Annotated in this window: 20 protein-coding genes and 1 pseudogene; 11 read left to right on the top strand and 10 right to left on the bottom strand. The window is 44.7% G+C overall.

All coding sequences use genetic code 11. From position 1 onward, the window contains the following. Window positions 1-118: 118 nt before the first annotated feature. Together QQ041_RS18370 and QQ041_RS18365 are read right to left on the bottom strand one after the other, a co-directional pair. Window positions 119-703, bottom strand: coding sequence for a TetR/AcrR family transcriptional regulator (locus QQ041_RS18370; RefSeq protein WP_146490322.1), 585 nt, complete (start codon window positions 701-703; stop codon window positions 119-121). A gap of 191 nt (window positions 704-894) precedes the next feature. Beyond that, window positions 895-1,068 (bottom strand): hypothetical protein, encoded by a 174-nt coding sequence (locus QQ041_RS18365; protein ID WP_186728027.1) that lies wholly within the window; start codon window positions 1,066-1,068, stop codon window positions 895-897. A gap of 392 nt (window positions 1,069-1,460) precedes the next feature. Here QQ041_RS18365 and QQ041_RS18360 point away from each other — a divergent pair, with 392 nt between their 5' ends. Next, window positions 1,461-3,440, top strand: a complete 1,980-nt coding sequence (locus QQ041_RS18360; protein WP_146490323.1) for a methyl-accepting chemotaxis protein — start codon at window positions 1,461-1,463, stop codon at window positions 3,438-3,440. A gap of 119 nt (window positions 3,441-3,559) precedes the next feature. On the opposite strand, the gene QQ041_RS18355 is transcribed toward QQ041_RS18360, so the two are convergent. Continuing rightward, window positions 3,560-4,723: an amino acid permease gene (locus QQ041_RS18355; RefSeq protein ID WP_285954846.1), complete on the bottom strand. Its 1,164-nt coding sequence runs from the start codon at window positions 4,721-4,723 to the stop codon at window positions 3,560-3,562. Between the two features lie 495 nt (window positions 4,724-5,218). Between QQ041_RS18355 and QQ041_RS18350 the strand changes: the two genes are divergently transcribed. Together QQ041_RS18350 and QQ041_RS18345 are read left to right on the top strand one after the other, a co-directional pair. Then, window positions 5,219-6,451 carry a MerR family transcriptional regulator gene (locus QQ041_RS18350; protein WP_285954722.1) on the top strand — a complete coding sequence of 411 codons (1,233 nt, stop codon included), beginning with the start codon at window positions 5,219-5,221 and terminating at the stop codon, window positions 6,449-6,451. Window positions 6,452-6,562: 111 nt separating this feature from the next. Further along, window positions 6,563-7,021: pseudogene (locus QQ041_RS18345) on the top strand (GNAT family N-acetyltransferase). Between the two features lie 95 nt (window positions 7,022-7,116). On the opposite strand, the gene QQ041_RS18340 reads toward QQ041_RS18345, so the two are convergent. The 4 genes from QQ041_RS18340 to QQ041_RS18325 all read right to left on the bottom strand — a co-directional run bounded on the left by QQ041_RS18340 (window position 7,117) and on the right by QQ041_RS18325 (window position 12,462). Next, the gene (locus QQ041_RS18340) at window positions 7,117-8,289 is read right to left on the bottom strand and encodes a MalY/PatB family protein (protein ID WP_285954721.1); all 1,173 of its coding nucleotides are present in this window, start codon (window positions 8,287-8,289) and stop codon (window positions 7,117-7,119) included. Between the two features lie 12 nt (window positions 8,290-8,301). Next, complete coding sequence (gene nhaC / locus QQ041_RS18335) at window positions 8,302-9,765, bottom strand: Na+/H+ antiporter NhaC (RefSeq protein WP_285954720.1); 1,464 nt, start codon at window positions 9,763-9,765, stop codon at window positions 8,302-8,304. 145 nt (window positions 9,766-9,910) lie between these two features. Continuing rightward, entirely contained in the window at window positions 9,911-10,915 is a 1,005-nt protein-coding gene (locus tag QQ041_RS18330; RefSeq protein WP_019821382.1) for a LacI family DNA-binding transcriptional regulator, read from the bottom strand. A 119-nt stretch (window positions 10,916-11,034) separates the two neighbouring features. Continuing rightward, window positions 11,035-12,462 (bottom strand): PLP-dependent aminotransferase family protein, encoded by a 1,428-nt coding sequence (locus tag QQ041_RS18325; protein ID WP_285954719.1) that lies wholly within the window; start codon window positions 12,460-12,462, stop codon window positions 11,035-11,037. Window positions 12,463-12,585: 123 nt separating this feature from the next. On the opposite strand from QQ041_RS18325, the gene QQ041_RS18320 reads away from it, so the two are divergent. Next, on the top strand, window positions 12,586-13,485 hold the full coding sequence (locus tag QQ041_RS18320) for a DMT family transporter (protein WP_146490329.1): 900 nt from the start codon (window positions 12,586-12,588) through the stop codon (window positions 13,483-13,485). Between the two features lie 103 nt (window positions 13,486-13,588). On the opposite strand, the gene QQ041_RS18315 is transcribed toward QQ041_RS18320, so the two are convergent. Then, complete coding sequence (locus QQ041_RS18315; RefSeq protein WP_017069797.1) at window positions 13,589-14,014, bottom strand: DUF3010 family protein; 426 nt, start codon at window positions 14,012-14,014, stop codon at window positions 13,589-13,591. A gap of 259 nt (window positions 14,015-14,273) precedes the next feature. On the opposite strand from QQ041_RS18315, the gene QQ041_RS18310 reads away from it, so the two are divergent. Next, window positions 14,274-15,911: a methyl-accepting chemotaxis protein gene (locus tag QQ041_RS18310; protein ID WP_146490330.1), complete on the top strand. Its 1,638-nt coding sequence runs from the start codon at window positions 14,274-14,276 to the stop codon at window positions 15,909-15,911. Between the two features lie 153 nt (window positions 15,912-16,064). Here the strand turns inward: QQ041_RS18310 and QQ041_RS18305 are convergent, their stop codons facing one another. Further along, window positions 16,065-16,412: a DUF3316 domain-containing protein gene (locus tag QQ041_RS18305; RefSeq protein WP_017076504.1), complete on the bottom strand. Its 348-nt coding sequence runs from the start codon at window positions 16,410-16,412 to the stop codon at window positions 16,065-16,067. Window positions 16,413-16,676: 264 nt separating this feature from the next. Between QQ041_RS18305 and QQ041_RS18300 the strand changes: the two genes are divergently transcribed. Beyond that, complete coding sequence (locus tag QQ041_RS18300; protein WP_060981068.1) at window positions 16,677-17,546, top strand: LysR family transcriptional regulator; 870 nt, start codon at window positions 16,677-16,679, stop codon at window positions 17,544-17,546. A gap of 114 nt (window positions 17,547-17,660) precedes the next feature. On the opposite strand, the gene QQ041_RS18295 is transcribed toward QQ041_RS18300, so the two are convergent. Then, window positions 17,661-19,322 (bottom strand): methyl-accepting chemotaxis protein, encoded by a 1,662-nt coding sequence (locus QQ041_RS18295; RefSeq protein WP_285954718.1) that lies wholly within the window; start codon window positions 19,320-19,322, stop codon window positions 17,661-17,663. Window positions 19,323-19,597: 275 nt separating this feature from the next. On the opposite strand from QQ041_RS18295, the gene QQ041_RS18290 reads away from it, so the two are divergent. The 5 genes from QQ041_RS18290 to dgcA all read left to right on the top strand — a co-directional run bounded on the left by QQ041_RS18290 (window position 19,598) and on the right by dgcA (window position 24,179). Then, complete coding sequence (locus QQ041_RS18290; protein ID WP_017061674.1) at window positions 19,598-20,110, top strand: RNA methyltransferase; 513 nt, start codon at window positions 19,598-19,600, stop codon at window positions 20,108-20,110. A gap of 87 nt (window positions 20,111-20,197) precedes the next feature. Further along, window positions 20,198-21,034 (top strand): SGNH/GDSL hydrolase family protein, encoded by an 837-nt coding sequence (locus tag QQ041_RS18285; protein ID WP_285954717.1) that lies wholly within the window; start codon window positions 20,198-20,200, stop codon window positions 21,032-21,034. A 96-nt stretch (window positions 21,035-21,130) separates the two neighbouring features. Further along, entirely contained in the window at window positions 21,131-22,036 is a 906-nt protein-coding gene (locus QQ041_RS18280) for a LysR family transcriptional regulator (RefSeq protein ID WP_285954716.1), read from the top strand. A gap of 91 nt (window positions 22,037-22,127) precedes the next feature. Next, entirely contained in the window at window positions 22,128-23,135 is a 1,008-nt protein-coding gene (dgcN, locus tag QQ041_RS18275; RefSeq protein WP_285954715.1) for an N-acetyltransferase DgcN, read from the top strand. Between the two features lie 57 nt (window positions 23,136-23,192). Then, entirely contained in the window at window positions 23,193-24,179 is a 987-nt protein-coding gene (dgcA, locus tag QQ041_RS18270) for an N-acetyl-D-Glu racemase DgcA (protein WP_285954714.1), read from the top strand. The last annotated feature ends 52 nt before the right edge of the window (window positions 24,180-24,231 follow it).

Below are 24,231 nucleotides of genomic sequence, written 5' to 3'. Positions count from 1 at the left end.
CTTAAACACTAAAGTTAATCATCTATAAAGTTAAGTAGATCAAAACTAAAAAGACTCCGCTCTAGCATTTGGCTAACAGTGGAGTCTTTTTGTATGGCTTCTAAAACAAGCTCAGCTTTTAGAAAGGATGATACTTAAATACGTCTTCAACCATTGAGTTAAGTAAATCGATGTCGTCACAGGTTTTCGCGTAGGTACGCAGGCCTGCGATTTGAACCTGAACATGACGAGCTAGTTGAGTCGGCTCGCGCTCTTTGCTGATCTCACCAAGATCTTGTGCTTCTGCAATCAACTTGGCGAATTCGCCTTCCATGATCTTAAGTGATTTCTTCGCTTCTGCTAATAGCTCTGCGTGCTCATCGGTCAGCTCGGCTACCGTTTTAGCCAACATACACATGCCGTTTGGCGCGCTTTGTTTAGATTCAACCACCGCACGTTTTACGAAGTTTTCTAGCGCTTTGATTGGTGAGTCAGTTTCACTGCGGAAGCGGTTCAAATTAAGAATGCCAAGTTCGGTATAGCGAGCCAGCGTCTCTTTAAACAAACCTTCTTTGCTGCCAAAAGTCGCGTAGATGCTACCCGGACGCATATCTATCACGTCTTGCAGATTACGCATAGAAGTCGCATGAAAGCCTTTTTCCCAATACAGGTTCGTTGCTTTATCTACTACATCCTGTCTATCGAACTTCGCGGTCTTGGCCATAACATCTACTTCATTAGTCTGAACATATGTTCAATATTTTATGCTGAACGTTCGTTCCAGTAAAGGTATGTTTTGCTCGACTTAATTGCCGGTCTTGCACCTTACTGGTGCATAAGGCGCTTGATTGAATGCAATTTATGACGAGCTTTGACAGCTTCTACGGTGAAATATTTCTCAATGTCTGATGAAGGCTAGTCGTCGACAACTTCGACGGTTTTATGTTGCGCACCGTAATAGGTGCCTTCGTCGATGGTGTACATCAAAGTTGCTTCACATTCAGGGCAGTCGAACTCTTCATTGGGCTCGATGGCTTCCTCTTCTACCCACTCCCATCCAATGTGTTCTTCGCAAGCTGGACAGTCCATAAATACCTCAGGTTATGCTTTTTAGTTGATTGAATTGTTAACTTTTCGGGGCGGCATTATACATAGTTGCTGCTTAATATGTAGTGAGTAATCAGCCGAACCTGAGTGTTTCCCTACCCCTTTAGTATTAATAAAAAGCGTCATTTTTCAGTCACTTGTGTCGGGAATATGTTGTTGCACGGTTTTTGTGTTCGATAAGGTTGCATAGCTAACAGATTTATAAATAAACCAATGAATTTTGTAAGGTTAAATGCTAGCGTTATCGATTGCCGATAACATGGCACGGTAATTGATAAAACTAAAGATTATATGATCTTAGTAAAAGTACACCGTTTTAGAAGTGTGTCTAATTACATTACAGATAAAGATTCGTTAGCTGCTAGGAAATAACAATGAAATTAACCGATATGTCTTTTAAGCAAAAAATCATCGCTTTGCTTATTTTACCGATCTTAGGGTTTCTATGGCTGAGTGCTTCTACGATTTCTAAAAGCGTAGAAACGACCAGCGAAATGTCGTCATTAAACCAACTGACTCGTTTGTCGGTTGTGTACAGCGAACTTGTACATGAGCTACAAAAAGAACGCGGTATGACGGCAGGTTTTATCGGCTCACAAGGTACGAAGTTTGTTAGTGAGCTGCGAGCGCAAAGAACAAGTGCGGATAACAGACGCAATCAGAGAGCTGAGTACTGGCAGTCTGCAGAAATCGACTTACCCCAGATCTCCCGTCTGAACACTGAAATCAGCCAAAGCCTAAATCAAATTACGTCTATTCGTAATCGTGTTGATTCTCAGTCGATCCCACTTTCAGAGGCTTTAGGTTACTACACTAAACTGAATGCAAAACTGCTCAGCGTATCAGCTTTAATTGCTGAGTTAAGCTCCGATGCTACCATCACTACGGAAACCATCGCTTATTACAACTTCTTGCAAGGCAAAGAGCGAGCTGGTATCGAGCGTGCTGTCCTAAATAACACTTTTTCTAAAAATGAGTTTGGCCCAGGTATGCTGGTTAAGTTCATCTCTTTGGTGACACAGCAAAACACGTATTTCTCGAACTTTGAAGTTCTGGGTAACCCAGACAACGTTCGCTTCTTTCAACAACAATTAAATGACCGTTCGGTCGCGGAAGTCGAGAAGCTTCGTGATGTGGCTGAATCAAAAATGAGAGGTTTTGATGTAGACCCTGTGTATTGGTTCGCGCAATCAACTGCTCGTATTGTTCAGTTAAAGAAAACGGAGAATCAACTGGCTGAATCACTTATCGCGTTGACTGAAAACAAGGCGAGTGAAGCTCAATCTGCGATGTTTGCAAGTATTGCGGTATTTGTTGCAATTACTTTCTTTGCGACCTTTGTTAGCTTTAAAGTGATTACAGACCTAACGCTCCGAGTAAAAAATCTAACCTCAGTACTTTCTGTTGTTCGTGATGATAATGACCTAACGGTGAGAGCTAAGTATTTAGGAGAGAGTGAGCTAGGGCATATCTCTTCGTCTCTCAACGAAACGTTAGAGAAATTCTCTCAGGTAATAGATAACTTGTCTCAGTCTAGCTTGACACTTGCTTCTGCAGCTGAAGAGACGGCGCAAACTTGCCAATACAACTCCAACACCTTGGTTGAGCAGCAAGACCAAATTGGTTTGATTGCGACAGCAACAGAGGAGCTATCGGCAACGGTGAACGAGGTCGCGGCTAAAACTCAGCAAACAGCAAGCTCAGCTAAATTGGCTAATGAACAATCACAAGCAGGTTTGAGCACGGTTCAGCACTCTTACCAATCGATTGAGATCTTGGCTTCTGAGATTAACGGCCTCGCTGAAAAAATCACTCATCTACACGAAAGTAGCAATAACATTAACAGCGTGATTGATGTGATTAAATCGGTTGCTGACCAAACCAACTTACTCGCACTAAACGCAGCGATTGAAGCAGCACGTGCTGGTGAACAAGGCCGTGGTTTTGCCGTGGTTGCAGATGAAGTACGTACTTTGGCACAACGTACCCAAGAATCTACCTTGGAGATTGAAGGCTTCATTAGTTCTCTACAATCAGATGTACAAACTGCGTTTAATGTAATTGATAATAGCAAGAAGATGTCTTCAAGAGCGGTGGAGGATTCTCGAGGCGTAGAGCAGACGCTGCAAGATATTTCAGGCGCTGTGAGCGAGATATTCAGTATGACAGAGCAGATTGCGACTGCAACCGAAGAGCAAGCGGTAGTGACTCAAGATATTGCTCAGAACGTTGTGGCAGTCGAACAGAAGTCGACAGAATCTACGACCGGTGCAACGCAAATTGCTGCGACAGCGAAAGAACAAGCTGAATTGGCAACATCGCTGAAAGAGCTCTCGAATACGTTTAAGAGTTAACCTTTTAAAAACAGCCAACGGCGGTTCGATTAGAGCCGCCTTAGAAAAAACTAAAAAGCCCGTGAATCCTAAGATTCACGGGCTTTTTTATCAGCAATGTTTGGGCTAACCCATAAGCTCTACCCCATAAACCAAGAGATAAAAATCAACGCCCCAAAGCCGAATGTTGCCATCAATGCCGTGTCGCCACCGGCTGCGGTATAGCTGCCTTCAGTTTGTAGATGAGGGAAGTCAGGTCTACGAACTTTAACTACCATTGCGAGTGGGCCCCAGATAGCTAGGAACACCAGCACCATACCTGCGTAGTCCAACATGCTTACAAACTGGCTAGCGAACAGCTCGGCTAATACCAAAGGTAAGATGAAGGTTAGAGCATAAGCCAACGCTTTATTGTTGGTGACGGCGTCTTTGTTTTGGTCATACAGCGCCATAGACACGCCAAGGAAAGAGGTCACCAATGCCAGTGCTGAGAACAGAGCAATCACTACTTTTAACCAAGCAGACTGTCCGCTAAACGCAGAGATCAACTCTGAAATGTTGTGGAATTGGCTGATGGCGTCTGTGCCAAGGTTACCGATAATCGCGAACAACCAAGTTAGGTAGCAGATTAGTGGAATCACCGAGCCTAGCAGAATCATATTGCGGATCTGCTTTTGAGTCGCTTCTCGGTTGTAGATAACCAGTGATGGGATCACCACCATAGAGGCAAAACTGGTAAAGATAACCGCACTGTATTGAACGACATCGTTGGCTGTGTAGTTGCTAGTTTGAGTTAGGTAATCCAAACGAATGTTGCTAAATAGAGAAGCAATCACAATAAACAACATGACTACCATCAAGATGAATAGTCCGCGATTCAGTTTGTCGATGTAGGATTTACCCGATACTACAATCACACCCATCAATAGGCTGAAAATGGTATAGGCAACAGATGAAGATATGTCTACGCCAACATCGAGTAGTAGCTTGTGAATGATGTCACCAACACCCAAGATATAAGCGATGAGCATGCATACCAACAGCAGGTAGAAGAGTGCATTGATAAAATGTTTCCCTTTGCTGCCCAGAGTTAGGTAAGCAACACTGCTCATTCCACTGTTGTCTTTGGTTTTTGTACACGCTTCTGCCAGCAGAAGTGCAGAGTAGGTGGTGCCAATAAAGATAAGTAGCATCAGCACCGAGCTGATCATGAACCCAAATTGGGCCAACACCATTGGGATGGCTAACATACCAGCCCCTAATGCAGTTCCCGAAAGGATTAGGGAACTGCCGAATAATTTCATATTCAAGAAAAACAACCTCTAGCTATCCAATTAGTTTTTATTTGGATTGTAAATATTTGTTGCCAAGCCTAACAAATTACTCAGTAAAATTAGGGGTTAATTTCTAATAAATTTTGATTTTTTCTAAAAAAGTTACGAAGAGATTTTTACTTGTTATTGGTGCTCCCTGTATGTATTCGTCTGGTGATTTTATTTAGCGCTTGGTTAACATTTGTTAATTATTGAACGATTTAGAAGTAGATCCACTTAGCTAGTAAAAAGTATGTTTTTTGAATGGTTTGTTTTTCTTTCATCAAGTTCATATCTTACTTTTTCTAAGTCTGGTTGAGTAATGTTGGTAACTAGCCTTCTATGGTTGAAATAGGTACTTAGAGACCTTTCCAATTTGAGCTTAAGGGCGGGAAACTAGGAAAAGAGGGGCATGAAGTATAATTTCGTATTGACCTGACTATAGCTTCATAGTTTACCTTATAGATAGAAATGAGGGAGAAGTGCATGTATCGCATATCTGAATTAGCTGAACTTGTTGGCCTGAGTCGCTCCACATTGTTGTATTACGGCAAGCTAGGTTTGATTGAAGCTCAACGCCAGAGTAATGGTTATCGCCTTTTTTCTGAAAAGGATCTGCAGCGTGTTCGCTTGTTACAGCAGCTGCAAGCGGGCGGGTTAACGCTTAAAGAGTGCCAAGCTTGTTTAGATGCAAAGATAGAACGTGGCTTGTTGGAAAATCGTCTTAAGCAACTGGACGAAGAGCTTGTGCAAAAACAACGTTCACGAGATTTATTAGCAGCAATGCTGGGTGAGAGCGGCTTAGAAGAGTGGCATGAGTCGATGGACAAAATTGCGCCAGATGCACACCTCGATTGGTTAATTAAGCAGGGTTTTGATGAGAAACAGGCGCTGCGATTGAAGTGGTTATCGAAAGACATGAATGAACATGAACAATATATGGCGGATTTTGGCGCCATCTTCGAGGGCTTAGAGCGCTTAGGACCAGGAACGGCTGAAGATACCTTAGAGGTATTGGTCAAAGTGCCTAGTTCACCGGAACAGGTACTTGAGATTGGTTGTGGCAAGGGCATTGCAACAACTGTGTTAGCGAGAGCCATTAAAGAACATCAAGCGGATGTGCAGATAACAGCGGTAGACAACGATCAACCTAGTTTAGATATTCTGACTCAGCAAGCACAGGCATCTGGCTTAGAAAGTAATGTTCAAACCGTGTGCGCAAGCATGATGGATTTACCGTTTGAAGCGAAGTCGTTCGACCTGATCTGGTCAGAAGGCAGTGCCTACATCATGGGTGTCCAGAAAGCACTTAAACAGTGGCGAAAGTTACTTACTGATGACGGCATATTGGTCGTGAATGATTTGGTGTGGAACACCGAGAACCCGAGCGAACCAGTCAAAGCATTCTGGCAGAAAGAATACCCAGACATGACGACGGTACCTGAGCGAATTAAACAAGCAAAAGCAGAGGGTTATCAAGTATTGGATGACTTCGCGATGAGCGACGCCGGTTGGCTCGCCTATTACCTGCCTTTACAAAAGCAAGTCGAGGCTTTGAAAGCGACGATGCCGAATTCTAAAGCGCTCACAGATTGCGACAATGAAATTAAACAATTCTTCAATAACAGTAAACCTAAGAGTGACCTTTCAGAAGGTTCTCAAGGCTCTGGGCTGCGTGATTTTGATTATCATTTTTTTGTGTTGAAGAAAGTACATTAAGTGAAGAACACCATGAAATTTAGACAATATGATTCAAGCGAGATCGAAACTATCACTCGCCTTTTTACTCAAACCTTTACGGATTAAGAAGGCGAGAACGAAGGTAAAACAGTGGGTAAGCTTGCCAACGATCTTTTAACGATCACGGATTCGACAGAGCTACTTTGCTTTGTTGCTGCAGATGATTCTAGTGAGTCAGATACGGATAGCACGATTATAGGCGCGATTATCTTTACACCACTTTCATTTGACGATTAAACGAAGGCATATTTGCTTTCACCAGTAGCGGTGAGTACTCAGGTTCAAAAACGTGGTATTGGCCAAAAGCTGATTAACTTTGGTTTACAGGTTCTTAAGGAGCAGGGCGTTGAACTTGCTGTGACATACGGTGACCCTAGTTACTATTCCAAAGTTGGCTTTGGGCAAATTACCGTTGAGCAGATCCCTGCGCCATTTAAATTGAGTTTCCCTCACGGTTGGTTGGCTCAGTCGTTGATTGGCGGTGAAGTTAAAGTAACAAGTGAAAAATCGAATTGCGTTAAAGGCTTGGCTCATGCTGAATATTGGTAGTTGCTTGAAATAAAAATTGAGAAGTAGAGAAAGCCCAATAGGTGTTTCCTATTGGGCTTTGTTGTATTGATCGGATTAAGTAATTTGATTGCCTATTAATTGGCGTTTAATGCTGCCTTAAGTCGTACCAATGCATCATTTAATACTTCAGCAGGACACCCTAGGTTCAAACGGATAAACCCAGAACCTTCCTCTCCAAAGGCACAACCCATACTCGGTACAATTCCGGCTGCAATGAGTTTTTTCTCAAGCTCAGTGTCACTTATTTCCATTGCTCGGCAGTCAAGCCATGCGAGGTAAGTCGCTTGAGGTTTTACAAAGCGAACATGAGGTAGTTCTGCTTTCAAGAATCCATGCAGCGTTTCGATGTTGCCTTGCAAATATTGCTTTAAGTCCGCTAACCAAGTATCACACTCTTGATATGCCGTGGTCGCAGCGGACATTGATAGGTTGTTGAAGCAATCCATGCCATGAGCATCTAAACGGCGAACAAACTGCTCTTTCAATTCTGCATTTGGAATGATGAAGTTAGAGATTCTTAATGATGACAAGCCAAAAGTTTTACTGGCCGCAGTCGCCACAATAAGTTTGTCGGTTAGCGAACTTGGTAGTTTCAATGTTGAATGGAATATGTTGGATGCTAGCGCTAGGTCGCTCCAAATTTCATCACTGATTAGCCATACACCGTGTTTTTGGCAAAGCTCGGCAACTTGCAGGATCTCTTGTTCGCTCCATACTCGGCCTGTTGGGTTGTGTGGGTTGCAGAAAATCAACGCTTTGGCTCCACTCGCAAAGCAGTCTTCCAAATGTGCGAAATCAAGCTGGTAATGACCTTCTGATTCAATCAATGGGTTGTTCAACACCTTACGATCATTTAGTTCGATGATCTTACGGAATGAACCGTAGCCCGGGCTTTGAATAACGATTTGGTCATTCACTTGTGTGAGCATTTGCAACGCCATAGCAATACCGGGCAAAACACCGTGTACCGTGGTGATCCACTCTCGTTTGATTTCTGTTTTATGTTGTTTTTTAAACCAATCAATCGCGGCTTGGTAGTAGTCGTCTTGACGTTCTGAGTAACCAAAAATACCATGCGAAATATCTTGAGCTAAGCGATCTAATACTTGTTGAGGTGCTTGGAAATCATAGTCAGACACCCACATAGGCAGCAACTCGGAGCCTTCTAAGCCAAGCTTCTGCTCCATAAAGTCCCACTTTACCGACCCTGTATTTCGGCGGTTAATTGTATTGTCGAAAGAATTCATAGGATGTGAGCCTTACTTAATGCTGTGAGCTAGAGAAGTTTCTGCGGAGTCTTCTGACTGTTCTGGTTTTGCAGGGGCGATACCAAACCCAGTGAAGCCATAAATCAGAGCGAAAACGACACCGGTGTAACATTGGATTGCCCAAGGTAGGTAATCTAGCGTCGCTACACCTAGTGTGCTTGCCATGTAAATACCCGCAGCAGTCCAAGGAACCAGTGGCTCAATAATCGTGCCCGCGTCTTCGATGGTTCTTGATAGGTTTTTAGTATCTAGCCCCATTTTACGGTAAGCGTTTTGGAACAATTCACCTGGAATAAGAAGAGCTAGTTTGCCATCTGATGTCGTGAAAACTACGGTAATAGTCGCGATCACTGTTGATGCGATAAGCTGTCCTGTTGAGTGGATAAGATGCAGGAAACGACCCAGTACCACATTTAACGCGCCCGTCAGGCTTAAAATACCAGCGAAAGAGAAGGCACAGAACACCAGTAGAATGGTGCTCATCATTGAGAACAGGCCACCACGGTTAAGCAGTTTTGATACGTCTGGGATTAGCCCATCAGTCACTGTTCCTTTTGCTTCAAACAATGAAACATTGAAGCCGTCGACATAAGCTTGGAAGCCTTGTTGTAGAGAGAATCCTTGTAGAACCATTCCCAGTACAATCGCTAGTGCTGAAGCTCCTAACATTAGTGGTAGAACGGGTTTCTTAGTTAATGCACCCCATAGGATCATAACTGGTGGGATGATAAGGAAGATACTGAAGTTATAAAGGCTATCTAGCCCCGCAAGGATTTGCGTTACTTTCTCTGGCTGACCAATGTTTGCCACATCAGCGCTTTGTCCTGCAAAGAAGAAGACAACAGAAGCAATCACAAACCCCGGTAGTGTTGTGTAAAGCATGTGCTGAATGTGTTCGTACAGTGTGGTGCCTGAAACGACAGGTGCAAAGTTTGTGGAATCAGAAAGAGGCGAGATCTTGTCGCCAAAGTAAGCACCAGATACAACAGCACCCGCTGCGGCAGCAAGTGACACGTCTAAACCTGCCGCAACTCCCATCAATGCAACACCAACCGTACCTGCAGAACCCCATGAAGTACCAGTACATACCGAGACGATAGAAGTTACGAAGAATGCGGCGATCAGGATGTATTCAGCACTGATGACTTTAAGCCCCCAGTAAACCATGTATGGGATGGTGCCGCTGATCATCCAACTGGCAATGAGGCCGCCTACGGAAACTAAAATCAAAATGACGGGCATGGCTTTAGCAAGTTTCTCAACAATGGCGTTGATGATGTCATCCCAGTTATAGCCCATTTTCCAAGCAATGCATGCAGTGAAAGTTGCAGAAATCAGTAGTAGCACTTCAATGCGAAGTCCTAAAACACCGTATCCAATAGCAAGCAACGCAAACATAACGGCTATAGGTGCTAGTGCTAATCCGAACGATGGTAGAGGCTTTGAGTTATTCATATTTGTTGTCCTCAGGTGAATGTAGGGTTTGTTCGGAGTGGATAATAAGTGGGCTCTAGCATTGAAAGTGAGACTTCAATACTGTTTTCATGTAAGCGGTTACATGAGGTTCGTACATGAGATTTCGGTCACGTTTTGTCTAATTTTAGCGCTTGATTGGCTTAACGGTCTGCCTTTCAACCAAGGTTGTTTCGAATTTATGTTGTGTTGGCGGTACGTAACCCGCTGACTTTAACTTAATTGCGAGGTTGGCTGCGTAGGTCGACATTTCATCAATAGGATTGTGCATTGTGGTTAATCGAGGATAAAGGTAGCGAGCGAGTAAGACGTCGTCAAAGCCGATCACCGAAATATCGTTGGGTACAGAGATACCTTGGTCTTGCAGGCTGGTCATTAAGCCTGCGGCCATCACATCATTAAAGGTGACAGCTGCGGTAACCTCAGGACATTGACTCGCCAAGATGTCGCCAGCCGCTTCACCGCCTGACTCACTAAAGTTTTGGCTGATGATCCAGTTGGGTTGTATTTCGATATTGGCCGCTTTCATGGCCTCTCGGTAGCCTTCCAATCGATCGGTTCTGTCTTGAATGGGCAGGTCGCTGGACACATAAGCTATTTTTCTGTGCCCAAGCTTGATCAGGTGTTGCACTGATACTTGAGTGCCTAGTCTATTGTCTACCCATACTGAGCGGTTCGATACTTGGGCGATGGTGCGGTTGAGCAGTACCATCGCGGGTAACTGAGCGGTGTAGCGTAATAGCGTCGCGTCATCGAGCATTTTTGAGTGAACCACCATCGCCTCGCAGCCTTGGCTGATAAGAAAGTCGAGACCTTCTTTCTCGCGCTGAGCATTGTGGCCGCCGCTAACTACAACCAGTTGATAGCCGTTGGTTCGGGCAACTTCTTCAACACTTTTTGCAACCAGTGCAAAGAAAGGGTCAGCTAAATTGCCGGTTAATAAACCTAAGGTGTTGCTACTTCTATTCGCCAGAGCGGTTGCTCGTGCATCACGATGGTAATTGAGTTCTTTGATTGCTCGTTCTACACGTTCTAACGTGATTGGTTCGACATAGCAGGTACGGTTCATTACTCGTGAAACGGTTGCTGTTGAAACTCCGGCAAGTGCCGCTACATCTTTGATAGTTGCCACGTCGGACTCCGCTAGGCATAGAAAGGCTGAGAGTGTAGCGAATCTTTGCTGTTAAAAATGTTAATAAGGTCAAACCTTATTCATGATTATCACGGTATCTAGGGCAGGCCTGACACTCTCTAGTGTGTATGCTTAGCGATTATCTTCGCTAGTGTCACTACCCCTTCTTTCCACTCTTTGCTCTCTTCAATATTGGCGACAGTGAAGCGAAGGCAATGTTTATATTGGTCATTCGTCCCAAACACTGTGCCGGGTAAAATCCCCAACTTATGCTTTAAACAGTCTTGATAGACCGCGTAGCTATCGACTGACTCAGGCAGTGTTATCCAGTTTAAAAAAGAGCCTTCAGGTCTTGATAAGTGGTAGCGCTCGACAAGGTGAGGGTGACTATCCAATGCTTGAATTAAAAGGCTTTGGAATTGCTTTTGATTGGTTTGGTAAAGCCGTTTCATTTTCGAAAGGTGACTGCGGTATTTGCCTGTGGTGAGGAACTGCCCCACTGCCGATTGCATTAGGTTGGAACTCCCCATGTTGTCGCACAAGAGGTACTTTTCGATCAAAGGCTGGTAACGACCGGATAGTAGCCAGCCGACTCGCAAGCGTGAGTCTAAGGTTTTAGACAATGAGTTGACGTAGATAACTCTATCTTGATCATCAAGCTCTTTGAGGCTGGCAATTGGTGCGTCAAACGCTAAGCTGCCGAAAACATCATCTTCGATAATAGGCAAAGATCCGGTTATCTCCAACAAGGATTTTCGATTAGCAAGAGGCATTCTAGAGCCTGTCGGGTTGGTAAAGTTTGGCGTTAGCAGTAAGGTTTTCACTTCCCATTTGTCTAACGCGCTCTGTAGTGATGGAATATCAATACCGTGGCTAACACTGCTTGGAATTTCAAGGACTTGCAAGCCAAGCGATTCAAGTAAAAGTAGATTACCGAAGTAACATGGTGACTCGACGGCCACTATGTCGCCGGGCTTGGTGAGCGCACGCAGAGCCAGGCTGATCGCCTGTTGAGCACCATGAGTAATCGCAATCTCTTTCGATCCCGCAGGCACACCAAGATCATGGGTGATCTTTAACAATTGCTTTACTAACTGCTCGTCTCCAGGAGGCAGTTGGTAATAACCGGGAAGCTGAGTTTGCAAACGGCTATGCCGACCGATTTCGGCGTACAAGCTACGAATCGCAGGGTTGTTGATGTTCGGGTGTGCTGAGCCTGCCAGCAACTTCAGACGACCTTTTGGACGAGAGAGTACAGACTTGGTGACCGACAACAGGTCAACTTTTTGAGGTTGGTTTGGCGAATCCCAGCTTGTGGTGTTGGGTGCTTTCACGCGATAGCCAGATTTAGGTACTGAGTAAACCCAGCCTGTCGCTTCCAGTTCTTGGTAGGCACGAATCACGGTATTTTTACTCACGCCAAGCTGTTCGCTTAACTGACGAATTGAGGGAAGGCGATCGTCTGGATGAAAGAGTCCTTTATCGATCTGAGCCTTAATATGTTGTTCGGTAGCAAGGTATTTATTGCCGCTGACTTCTGCTTCCACGTTATTCTCCCTCGTGCTCACTTTTAATCTGTAACCATTTAAAGTGTTATATCTGTGTCTTTATTAGTTATCTGTACCCAACTAAGGTAGCAGCATTGATGAAGAGTTGACCAGAGGTTTGTAATGCTGATTAAAATGATTCCGTTTGTGTTTGTAATATTGTGGTCGTCAGGCTTTGTCGGCGCACGTCTTGGTGTGGAATACGCCGAACCCGCAACATTACTTTCACTGAGGATGGTAGCCAACGTGGCGCTGTTCTTGGTTTTGATTGCAATCCTTAAGCGTCGTATCCCTCGTGGTCGCGCATTCTTCCACGCTTGTGTGGTTGGCATCTTGATTCATGGTTTCTACCTTGGTGGCACCTATCTGGCGATTGATATGGGTATGCCCGCCGGGCTGAGTTCTCTACTTGTTGGCTTGCAACCGATTCTTACCGCATTGATTATGATCAGCTGTACTTCGCAGCGTTTTAATTTTGCACAGTGGTTGGGATTAGCGCTTGGTTTTGCGGGTATCAGTTTGGTGTTGATGGGCAATATTGAATGGCAGTCAGACGACCAAAAAGGCTTGGCAACGTTATTGTGTTTGGTTTCTTTAGTGGGTATTACCTGCGGCACTCTGTATCAGAAGCGCTTCTGTCAGGGGACAGATATGGTCGGCGGTGCGATGGTCCAATATTTGGCTTCTGCTGCTCTGTTTCTACCGTTCGCAATGCGCTACGAAACGATGCAAGTGAACTGGACTGTAGAATTCACGTTGACTCTAATCTGGCTGGTGGTAGTTCTGTCTTGTGTTGCCATCCTTTTGCTGCTTTACATGGTAGAGCACGGTGCATCTTCAAGTGTGGCATCGGTGTTTTACTTGGTGCCACCGACGACAGCAATTCAAGCCTGGCTCATCTTTGGGGAATCGTTCGACTTCTACGGGGCAATGGGCTTCGCGTTGTCAGCAACAGCTGTGTATTTGGTGGTGAGGAAGCCGGAGTTAATTAAGGTCCGCAGACGAACAGCATTAGAGAGGTAGTCTGTATAGCAAACTAATTCTACTTAAAGCTGATTACTAGAAACAAAAAAGAGCCTGAATATTCAGGCTCTTTCTGTATCAAATATTGGCTAGCGACTTTTTATTAGCGCTTCATCAAGCAAGCGTATGCCGTAGTAAACGGCGCTTCTTGGTATTGTTTAAGGCCAGTTTCTTTGAACTTCATCATTAGAGGGTTACGTTTAAGGCTCTCTTTGATGTCAGCCGGTGATACAACGGTTACGTCTAGGCCGTCGATCAGTTGAATTGCTGCTTCTAGTTTGAAACCAAAGCCACCACCAGCAAATTTGCCTTTAGTTTGGCGCTGACGAATTACAACTTTATCTACTTGGTAATCTTCCATTAACTTTGCAAAAGAGAATTGAAAGTCTTTCATATTCTGTGTGTCGTTTGCGTCGCTAATTGAAACTTTAGAAACTCGGCAATCAGGAATGTTAAATACACCATCTGATAGAGAAAGAAGACAGATGACTGCATCGTTACCTTTGATTTCAACACCACAAATTTTCATGTTCTTACCTACTTATTTTAGAGCCCTACATTATGGTGTTATTTCTCACACTTCTCCAGTATTTGCGTGTATCAGCGGAAAATAAGTCTAAATCAGAGCATGCCTTAACGTTTGGGAGTTGAGCTATGGTCGAATAATTACCACGAAATTTGACGATATCGTTTGCTATGAGATGAGGCTCACAAATCCTTAGCGAGACTTCATATGTGTGCTGTATATTGCGCGCGCATCCCTATTTGAAGTGTGGTTATTAATCCCAATGAATATCAATAATCTTTCGATTAAGAGTAAAATCGCGATCCCGCTGTTTGTGATTGTGATTGTTTTTTCTACTGTTACTGTGCTCAACGTTATCAGATCAAATGCTCAAGCTGCGATTAATAACGAGCTCAATAATGTGGTTCAGCCAGTGCTAGATAACCTAGAAGATGGCTACCGAGATATCTACCAGATTATCGCTTCGGCACAAGGTCTGTTGCTTGCTAAAGACCAAGCGGCGATCGAGTACCAAAAGTTTGAATTTAAAGACAACGCTTACAAAGCGGTTCCTCGTTTTCAAAGTGTTGAAACCTTATATCAAGCGGGCGTGTTGGATCCATCTTCACGTGATGAGTTATCAAAGCTTGTTAATGCGATGAGCAAGTGGGTGGCACTGCACGAGCCAATGTTCGCTGATCCAGCAAACGCAGACCAATACAATATTGATTACTCACCTGCATTAGATGCTGAGTTTGCAACTATTCGTAAGCAACTGCGTGATATCCGAACTCTGATTGAACTGAAGCAGAAAGAGCTTCGCCAACAAGCCGACGATTCGATTGAATCAAGTAAGTTGATCATTGAAGTGGGTATGGCGGTTGCTATCTTAGCGGCGTTGTTTGCGATGTGGCTGTCGAATCGTTTTATTATTCGTCCAATTCAAAATGTCGAAAAAGCGATGAGCGAGATTGCTTCTGGCGACGGCGATTTATCACAGCGTATGCATGTTGAGGGCAATGACGAAATTGCACGTTTGAGCTCTGCGTTTAATCAATTTGTCGGTAAGATTCACGTGACAGTTGAGCAAGTTATCTTAGCGTCAAATGCGGTTCGTTCAGAGATGGAAAACATCAAATCATTGACTCAAAGTGTTGCTCTTTTCTCTGCTAATCAACAACAAGAAAGTGAAGTAGTGGCTGCGGCAGTACATGAAATGCAAGCGACCAGTGAAGTGGTCAGCGGTAACGCACTGGATGCGGCTACAGCAAGCAATGTAGCAAACCATGAAGTGGAATCTGCGGATACTACATTAGGTTTAACTGTCACTTCAATTGAGCGTTTAGCGCAAGATATTGAAAATGCGGGTGGTGTGGTTCAAGAGTTGGATACCGATGTGAAGAACATCGCTTCTATTTTGGGAGTTATCAAAGGCATTGCAGAGCAAACCAATTTGTTGGCATTGAATGCGGCGATTGAAGCGGCACGTGCGGGTGAACAAGGTCGTGGTTTTGCGGTTGTGGCCGATGAAGTTCGTGCGCTTGCGAGCAAAACTCAAGACAGCACCGGTGAAATCCAATCAATGATTGAACGCTTAGAAGTGGGTGCGAAACATGCGGTTGGCGTGATGACTGAAAGCAAAGTGAGTGGCGAGAAAACCATTGTTCAAGCCGGAACGGCGGCGTCTTCCTTGAGTGAGATTCGTAACTCAATTGGCAAGATGAATGAGATGAACACGCAGATTGCCACAGCGGCTTCCCAGCAATCTCAAGTGTCGGAAGAAGTGAATCAAAACGTCCAACGTATCGCAGAAAGCACCGTGCAAATGGTAGAGATGGCGAGCAGTGCTGAGAACGCATGTATGGCGTTGGCAGAACAGTGTGAAGCGCTTGATAGCCTTGTTTCTCAGTTTGAAGTTTAATTTTCAAAGCTAAACAGACGAATATGAGCTGATACTGGTTGTTCGTTTGAATTCCATTAATCAGCGCTGAACGACAAAAAAGCCCGTGCTCAATGAGTACGGGCTTTCTTTTAGATGCTAGGTCGGTTTTGAGACCTAATTAATCGTTCGGTATTAGCTGCTACGGCCGTCTTTATATGTGTAACGGTAGTCAACTTTTACGTTCGCTTGGTAGTGGATGTCGCCGCTCATGTTAGTGATTTTCTTCACTTCCATATTCGCATCATCAATCTTGAACGAATCGTATTTGGTTGTTTGTTGGAACTGTGGCAGTTCTCTTGAAAGCTCAAAAGGTGTTTTTGCGCTTAACTCATCCATAAGGTTCGTGCCTGCATCGTATGCTTCCGCTTCAGTAACAAATGTATCAGATTTTAGCGTTGTTTCTTGAATCGTTGTTTTAGTTGCTGCAAACGCTGTAGTGCTGAGAACAAGAGTTGACGCAAGTATGATTAATTTTTTCATAGGAGTACCCCTTACTTTATTGAAGTACCTGTGTTCCGGTACAGAACCAACTTACCAATTAAGTGGTTGGATGAGTGTCAGAGGACAATACGATTTTGTTAGTGTTCAGTAAGGAGTTTTGAGAAATGTCAGGTATTGGTTGGCGTTATTTTAATCAGTTGTGGCTAGCGAATATTTATGCGTAACGCATATCAAGTAAGGTGACACTGATATATATCTTCAATACACTGTATGGGTAACCATCGTTAAACATAGGGTAAAAGTATGGCCAATTGGGAAGGGGTAAGTGAGTTTGTTGCCGTGGCGGAGCGTGAAAGCTTTACGGGAGCGGCGCAGAAGCTTGCTACGTCAGTTGCTCAAATCAGCCGAAGAGTGGCTAACTTAGAAGAGCGCCTAGCGGTCAAACTATTGAATCGAACTACACGTAAAGTCTCTCTAACTGAAGCCGGACAACTTTATTACCAACAATGTAAATTATTGGTTGAAGGATTAGAAATTGCTGAGCTTGCTGTTACTCAAATGCAATCCACCCCAAAAGGGCTTTTGAAAGTCACGGCACCAGTGACTTATGGTGAACGTCAACTGGCTCCGATTCTGCATAAGTTTTTAAAACTGTATCCGCAAGTTGAACTAGAACTTATGTTAACAAACCAAAAGCTTGATCTTATCGACTCAGGTGTTGATGTAGCAATTCGTCTCGGTCGATTAGAAGATTCTAGCCTCGTAGCCAAAAAGCTATCTCAACGACAACTTTATGTGTGTGCTAGCCCTGAGTACATCGAACGCTATGGTGAGCCTCATACCCTCTCGGAGCTGAGTAACCACCAATGTCTAGTGGGTGGCTTTGAGCATTGGCGTTTTAAAGAAAACAAACGCCCACGAGCAGTGCGAGTTAATGGACGTATCAAGTGCAATAGTGGTTTGGCTTTGCTAGATGCAGCCAAGCAAAGCATCGGTTTAGTGCAATTACCAGAATATTATGTGAGTGAAGACCTTGAGTCTGGTGAGTTGGTTGAAGTGTTGTCTGATTATCGTGATGACAAAGAGGGTATTTGGGCACTTTATCCACAGAATCGTAACTTATCTTCTAAGGTGCGCTTGCTGGTGGACTTCCTTTCTGAGCAGTTGGATTAGTTTATGACCTAAAGCCTCCACCGATAAAAAACGGGCTTCAGAATAGAGATTCTGAAGCCCGATTACTTTAGAGAGGATAGCTTTGAACGTTGAGGAGTGTTCACCTGCTCGACATTAGACTGTGAAGCGATCCACCAAGTGGTACAGCTCATTGGCACGACTGTTGAGGTTTTGGCTACCTGCACGGTTTTGGTTTGCTAGTGCAGCCGATTGCGAGCTTTGATCTGAAATCACCACAATGCGTTGAGATATCTCTTGGCCCACAATATTTTGCTGTTCAGTTGCTGTAGCAATAAGCGAGTTCATGTCCATGATGGTATCGATTGACTCTTGGATTTTCGCCAGCGCCGCGGCAGCAGCGTTTGCTTCTTCCACCGTTTGAGCACTACGGTTTTGGCTTGAATCCATTGCTTTTACCGCGGCGTCTGAAGCGGCTTTGAGCTGCTCAATCATCTTGTGAATGTCGCCCGTGCTCTCTTGAGTTCGGCTTGCCAGCTTACGAACCTCATCCGCAACAACTGCGAACCCACGACCTTGTTCACCTGCTCGAGCCGCTTCAATTGCTGCATTCAATGCGAGTAGATTGGTTTGCTCTGCAATGTCTTGAATTACCGCCAACGAAGAGGAGATATTCTGCACATCGCCTTCTAAGCGCGATACCACTGTGTTGGCTTCTGATACTTCGCTCGCCAGGCCTGCAACCGAATCGGCAGCTGCGTTTACTATTTGCTGCGCTTCTTTTGCGTTGCCTTCGGCAAGCTTGGCTGAATCCGCCGCTTGGCTTGCGTTGCTTGAGATCTCTTGCGCAGTCGTTGTCATCTCAGTCATCGCAGTTGCAACTTGCTCTGTTTCTTCACGTTGACCTGTGGCAATTTCGTCGACCTGCGCGGCGCGAGAAGACATGCTAGATGTTTCGGCTACCACTTGCTGGCCTACATCGCTTACGCTGCGAATGATGGTTTGCAGGCTTGCTACAAAGGCATTGAAGTTCTCGCTCAGTTTAGTGAACTCTGGCGCTTTGAAGGTTTCCATTCGTGCAGTTAAATCGGCTTCGCCACTTGCGAATGCGCTAATTGAATGATCAAACTGTTCTAGCGGCTTCATGATGGTACGGTTAACTGCTACTGCGAACACGGCAACCACTAGGGCGATCAAGCCACAGAAAAGGGCGATAGCAGTCAGTGAACTTTGAAGTGCTGCATTCGAACTCTCTTTCATTTCTGCGATGACAGCATCAATGTCGTCAGTATAAAAACCAGTGCCCAGCATCAAATCCCATTGTGGGATGAATATAGAGTAGCTCAGTTTTGGTAAGGCTTCAGATTGACCAAGTTTTGGAAAGTAGTAAGTGGTGAATTCGCCAAGCTTCGAGTTCTTGATTAGGTCACGAATCAGGTAATTACCTTTTTTGTCTTGCAGGTCATAGTAATTTTTACCAATACCATCGTTGTTTTGCCCAACCACTACTCGAACGCCTTTAGAGTCGTAGCCAAAGATATAGCCAGATTCGCCATATTCGAGTGTTCTTAAGGTTGGCAAGGCTTCTTCTAATGTTGCACCTCTTTCCAAGAACGGGCTGATAGAAGATTGAGCCATTTGCAGATACGCTTTGAGTTCCTTTTCTTTCATCGCCATCATATTGCTACGCGTCGATTCTACTTGTTGGGCGGTTAGCTCGGTGCTCTTCATATACGTCACGCTCATCATCCCGATTGCCATCAATAGCAGTGGAATGAAAGAGAGAATATAAAGGCGGTTTTTGATGGTTAGGGTCATGTCACGCTTCCTGTGTGATTGTCTCATACAATTTTCAACACATTATTAATGTGGTTTCAAAATGTAAATGGGCTTGTTGTTTAATTGTTACCCTAGCGTGTTTTTGTTTTATAAATATGATGACGGTTAGATTTTTTTGGTGAGAAGCCTTGCAACTAGAGGCTTAAGGGCGAAAAAGTGAGTTTGTATCGATGCTTTTGAATTCGACTCTGCTTTGTTAGAATGCGACGCTTTGTAGCACCCTGCTATGTCTATTCGTTAAGTGAGAAAGATTCATGAACAAAAGCCATGTGACTATTGGTTTAACTAACCCAAAGAGCCCGACAAACGTTGGTGCTGTTATGCGTGCGGCTGGTTGTTACCAAGTCGACGAAGTTAAATACACAGGGCAACGCTACGAAAAAGCCGCTAAATTTCACACCGATACCAAGAGTGCTGCGCGAACCATCCCGTTGACCGGTGTTGAGTCGTTTTTAGACAATCTTGATCCTGAAACTAAGATCGTTTGTGTGGAACTAGCAGAAGGTGCCACACCACTGCCGCGTTTTAAACACCCAGAAAACGCTATCTATATCTTTGGCCCTGAAGATGGTTCTATTTCTCAAGATGTTGCCGATAGAGCGGATCACGTTGTGTACGTTCCAACGGTGGGCTGCATGAACTTGGCTGCGACGGTGAACGTGTTGCTTTATGATCGCCTTGCGAAATCCGATGAAATGGATGAAAGCAACGAGTTAATTAAAAAGAGCCGTGATAACCGAAATCATCTGCTAATCAAAGAAAAGTAAATCTCTGCTTCTAGTGTTATCTATCCCGTACGCAATCGGATATTATCTTGAGTTCATCACTAGATAATTGAAGGGTTAGATAACGCCATGGAAGACAAGCAATTACTTGCCGCGCTACAACAACACCCTGTTCTCGATCTATATCAGTTATTCCAGGAAGTTTGTCAAAACCACTCTCTGTACACATTACTAGAGAGGTTATCTTCCCTTAAAGAACACCATCAGCTGAGTACTCGTCTTAGCCCTTTAAAGCCACATATCGAAGGGTTGCTAGCTCAATTCGATAGCACCACACCTGACAGTGAAATCCTCAAGGCAGTTGCTCTCCAGTCTGAGATTCAGCAACGAGGCCACAGCATGAGCCGTTACATCATGACATCAGATAACCATCGTCATTTTTCTCCGAATGCAGACTTAGTCATGTTTGGTGATTCGATCACTGAATGGGCTCCGTGGGCGGATGTTTTCCGTGATATCTCTATGGTCAATCGCGGCCTCGCGGGGGATACCACAACCGGCATGCTGCGACGTATTGATACCACGTTGAATGTGAAGCCAAAGCTGGTGTGCTTTATGGCAGGGATAAACGATTTGGCTCAGGGGTATGATGTTGAACATATCTACCAGAACTACATTGATATGCTTGAAGTGTGGCAAGAAAACGATATTCGAATCTTGGTGCAATCAACGCTTTATGTTGGCTCTAAACTGCAAGGGTTGAACCCGTTAGTAGAACTGCTCAATAGCAAAATAAGCGAGTACTGCGATCAGCAAGGTATCGCGTTCTTAGATGTGAATTCAGTATTGTCGCCGAATGGACTTCTTTCTAATGAATACTCGTGTGATGATTTGCATTTGAATGCTAAGGCTTATCAAGCTTGGGCTGAGGTACTTCAATCTACGATAGAAGAGTTATTAAAATAAACTCATGTAAAGTAGCTAATTAAACAGATAGACAGCTTAGCCAATACCAAAAAATCTAACCCCTATATTTGTTTCGCGAGCTATAAGGACATTAATTTGAACCTAAGACAACTGGAAGTCTTTTACGCCATTATGCAGACCGGAACCGTATCTGAGGCTGCGCGCAATCTGCATGTTTCTCAGCCCAACGTTACTCGTATTCTTGCTCATACTGAGCAGCAGCTTGGGTTTGGATTATTCGAACGGGTGAAAGGGCGTTTAGTTCCTACCATTGAAGCCAAAGCGCTACTGCCAGAAGCCGAGAAGGTGTATCAGCAATTAGGTCAATTTCGCTCTTTGACCAATAAAGTTAAACAAGGGCAACAGCACTTACGTATTGGTGCGCCTCCTATCCTTGCCACCAAATTGCTGACTCCGGTAGTAGCCCAGATGTCACGGGATCAACAGTCCGGAACACAAAGACTTTCGTTTGAGTTGCTGACCGCAAATCGAGATGAGTTGTGTGAAGGTTTACTCAAGCATGAACTTGATATTGCGATTGCTTTTGGCGATGAAACGCCGCCCGCGATATTAAGTGAAGTGTTGTTGGTTCAATCTCTTAAGGTGCTAGCTCCTGCAGGTATGGTTGAATCGTTATCTGAAGCGCCGACCCTCGAAGAACTTATCGAACACTCTTTGCCTATCATTGGGCTTGATAGCAGGGACCCTATTGGTTTGCTTCTCCATCAGAATCTTTCTGCTCGTGATAGCCGTTATCATCACCCTATTTTAGTTCGTAGCTATAGCGCAGCGGCAGAGCTCGTCAAGCACCAAGCGGGATTTGCGATTGTCGACCCTTGGACTGCGGAGCACTATCAAAACGATGAGTCGATTTGTGTGTTGCCATTGCAACCTGATATTCAATTCTCGGTTTCTATACTTTGCGCAGAGCACACTCCTCAGTCTATTTCTGTTAAGCAGTTCATCACTTCATTCAAGAGCAATATTTACCCTATAACCTAAGGTTATAGGGTGCCGATAAATAGGTATTCGGCAGCCTTTAACTTCTTAATTAAAGTAATTCCACACAAGGACTTATTAATTAGGAATGCTCATGTCGATCGCTCAACCTTACCTTCTTTTTCTTGGGGATGTTACTGACCCATTAGCCGCAAAAACAGCCCGTGGTATTCACCAATGGCGACCAGAAATCTGCCTCGGCCAACTGCGTTTAACGAACGAAACTGTTTCTCTTGGCCTAACGGATATGACCTTACAAGAGGCACAAACGCAGGGTGCTAAAACTCTAGTGATTGGTACAGCAAACCCTGGCGGTGTTATTCCTGACTCATGGCAACCTACGATATTAACCGCTGCAGAAATGGGATTTGAGATTGCATCTGGAATGCACCAACGACTGAGTGAATTTTCACCGCTTGCTGACATGCAGCAGCGAGGATTGACTAAGCTTCATGATGTACGCCATTTTGATGGTGTCCTAAACGTTGGTAATGGCAAGCCTCGTCAAGGTAAGCGCCTTCTCACGGTCGGTACCGATTGCTCTGTAGGCAAGATGTTTTCGGCGTTAGCAATTGAAAAGTCGCTTAAAGAAGCGGGCACATCAGCTCAGTTTAAAGCGACAGGCCAGACAGGTATCTTGATTGAAGGCAGCGGAATTTCGATTGATGCTGTGGTTGCGGATTTTATTTCCGGCGCGGTCGAAGCGATTAGCCCCGATTTTGCTGACCACGAGTGGGACATCATTGAAGGGCAAGGCTCTTTGTTTAATCCGTCTTTTTCCGGAGTGAGTTTGGGTTTGTTGCATGGTGCACAAGCTGATGCTTTGGTGTTGTGTCACGAAGTAGGGCGACCACATATTCGCAACCTTCCTCACGCGCAATTGCCAACGATGGAACAGGCCATTGAAGCTAACTTACAAGCCGCGAGACTGACAAATCCAGATGTGAAGCTGGTGGGTATCTGCCTGAACACATCGGCGATTAGCATTGAAGAGGCTGAGACATTGTGCCAAGAATGGACCACACTTTATCAAGTACCAGTGACGGATCCAGTTCGTTTTGGTGTACAACATATTACTGATCATTTGCGACATTCACTTTAACGGTTTCATCATTTCTACGTTTCCATTTGTTAAAGCGAACATCAACCGAGTGAAATTATGAAGATTACAGCAGAACCCATTACTATCGCGATGCAAACGCCTTTCCGAATATCTCGAGGCAGCCGTACTGAGTGTCACGTTGTTCGTGTTTACATTGAACATGACGGCAAACAAGCGCAAGGTGAATGTACGCCTTACCCACGCTATGGCGAGTCATCGGAGTCTGTACTGGCGCAAATCCAACAGGCGTCTAGCGCACTTGAAGCCATGTTTGAGCGAGGCATGACCGATCCCGCAGAGCTAAGAGAGCACCTTCTGTCTTTATTATCTGGAGGGGCGGCGCGTAATGCTGTCGATTGTGCGCTTTGGGAATTTGAAGCGAAGCAAAATGATCAGTTATTCCCAAATAGCTTGTTTGAGTTGCCAGAGCAAATGGTTACCGCAATGACGGTCTCTATCGGCACGCCAGAAGCCATGGCAATACAAGCGCATGATTATGTCGAGAATGGCGCGAAATTACTGAAAGTAAAGCTAGATGGCGAGCAGGTGATTGAACGTGTTCGTGCGGTACGAGAAGCTGCCGAAGGTGTTCAAATTGTTCTGGATGCCAATGAAGCGTGGACAGGGCTCAACCTTGAAGAGCTGTTTAATCAACTGGTAGAGTTTGACATTGCGATGATCGAACAGCCTTTACCACAGCAGCATGATGCCTCGTTGGCACACATCAAGCATCCGATTCCGTTGTGTGCTGATGAAAGCTGCCATACCACTTCACAACTGTCATCGTTGGTAGGTAAGTATGAAATGGTCAACATCAAGCTAGATAAAACCGGTGGTTTAACAGAGGCATTAGCACTCGCCGAAGAAGCGAAAAGGCTCGGATTTACTTTGATGTCGGGCTGTATGCTTGGTACCTCATTGGCGATGCGTGCTGCGCTGCCTATCGCGGTTCAATCTGAAATTGTCGACCTCGACGGCCCTGTATTACTTGGGCAAGATGTTTCGCCAGCACTGACTTATCGAGATGGGATGATCATTCTCTGAGATGGTTTAGCACTGTCTAGTTGGAGCAACAATCTAAATGAAATCGCATGAG

Origin of the sequence: Vibrio sp. TMPB1044 (genome assembly GCF_030442075.1) — a bacterium.
Lineage (GTDB): Bacteria > Pseudomonadota > Gammaproteobacteria > Enterobacterales > Vibrionaceae > Vibrio > Vibrio satsumensis.
This window is presented reverse-complemented; position numbering and strand designations above follow the sequence as displayed.

Coding starts and splice junctions, on each gene's coding strand:
- QQ041_RS18370 (WP_146490322.1), bottom strand. CDS start 703: ATGGCCAAGACCGCGAAGTTCGATAGACAGGATGTAGTAGATAAAGCA.
- QQ041_RS18365 (WP_186728027.1), bottom strand. CDS start 1,068: ATGGACTGTCCAGCTTGCGAAGAACACATTGGATGGGAGTGGGTAGAA.
- QQ041_RS18360 (WP_146490323.1), top strand. CDS start 1,461: ATGAAATTAACCGATATGTCTTTTAAGCAAAAAATCATCGCTTTGCTT.
- QQ041_RS18355 (WP_285954846.1), bottom strand. CDS start 4,723: ATGAAATTATTCGGCAGTTCCCTAATCCTTTCGGGAACTGCATTAGGG.
- QQ041_RS18350 (WP_285954722.1), top strand. CDS start 5,219: ATGTATCGCATATCTGAATTAGCTGAACTTGTTGGCCTGAGTCGCTCC.
- QQ041_RS18340 (WP_285954721.1), bottom strand. CDS start 8,289: ATGAATTCTTTCGACAATACAATTAACCGCCGAAATACAGGGTCGGTA.
- nhaC (WP_285954720.1), bottom strand. CDS start 9,765: ATGAATAACTCAAAGCCTCTACCATCGTTCGGATTAGCACTAGCACCT.
- QQ041_RS18320 (WP_146490329.1), top strand. CDS start 12,586: ATGCTGATTAAAATGATTCCGTTTGTGTTTGTAATATTGTGGTCGTCA.
- QQ041_RS18315 (WP_017069797.1), bottom strand. CDS start 14,014: ATGAAAATTTGTGGTGTTGAAATCAAAGGTAACGATGCAGTCATCTGT.
- QQ041_RS18310 (WP_146490330.1), top strand. CDS start 14,274: ATGAATATCAATAATCTTTCGATTAAGAGTAAAATCGCGATCCCGCTG.
- QQ041_RS18305 (WP_017076504.1), bottom strand. CDS start 16,412: ATGAAAAAATTAATCATACTTGCGTCAACTCTTGTTCTCAGCACTACA.
- QQ041_RS18300 (WP_060981068.1), top strand. CDS start 16,677: ATGGCCAATTGGGAAGGGGTAAGTGAGTTTGTTGCCGTGGCGGAGCGT.
- QQ041_RS18295 (WP_285954718.1), bottom strand. CDS start 19,322: ATGACCCTAACCATCAAAAACCGCCTTTATATTCTCTCTTTCATTCCA.
- QQ041_RS18290 (WP_017061674.1), top strand. CDS start 19,598: ATGAACAAAAGCCATGTGACTATTGGTTTAACTAACCCAAAGAGCCCG.
- QQ041_RS18285 (WP_285954717.1), top strand. CDS start 20,198: ATGGAAGACAAGCAATTACTTGCCGCGCTACAACAACACCCTGTTCTC.
- dgcN (WP_285954715.1), top strand. CDS start 22,128: ATGTCGATCGCTCAACCTTACCTTCTTTTTCTTGGGGATGTTACTGAC.
- dgcA (WP_285954714.1), top strand. CDS start 23,193: ATGAAGATTACAGCAGAACCCATTACTATCGCGATGCAAACGCCTTTC.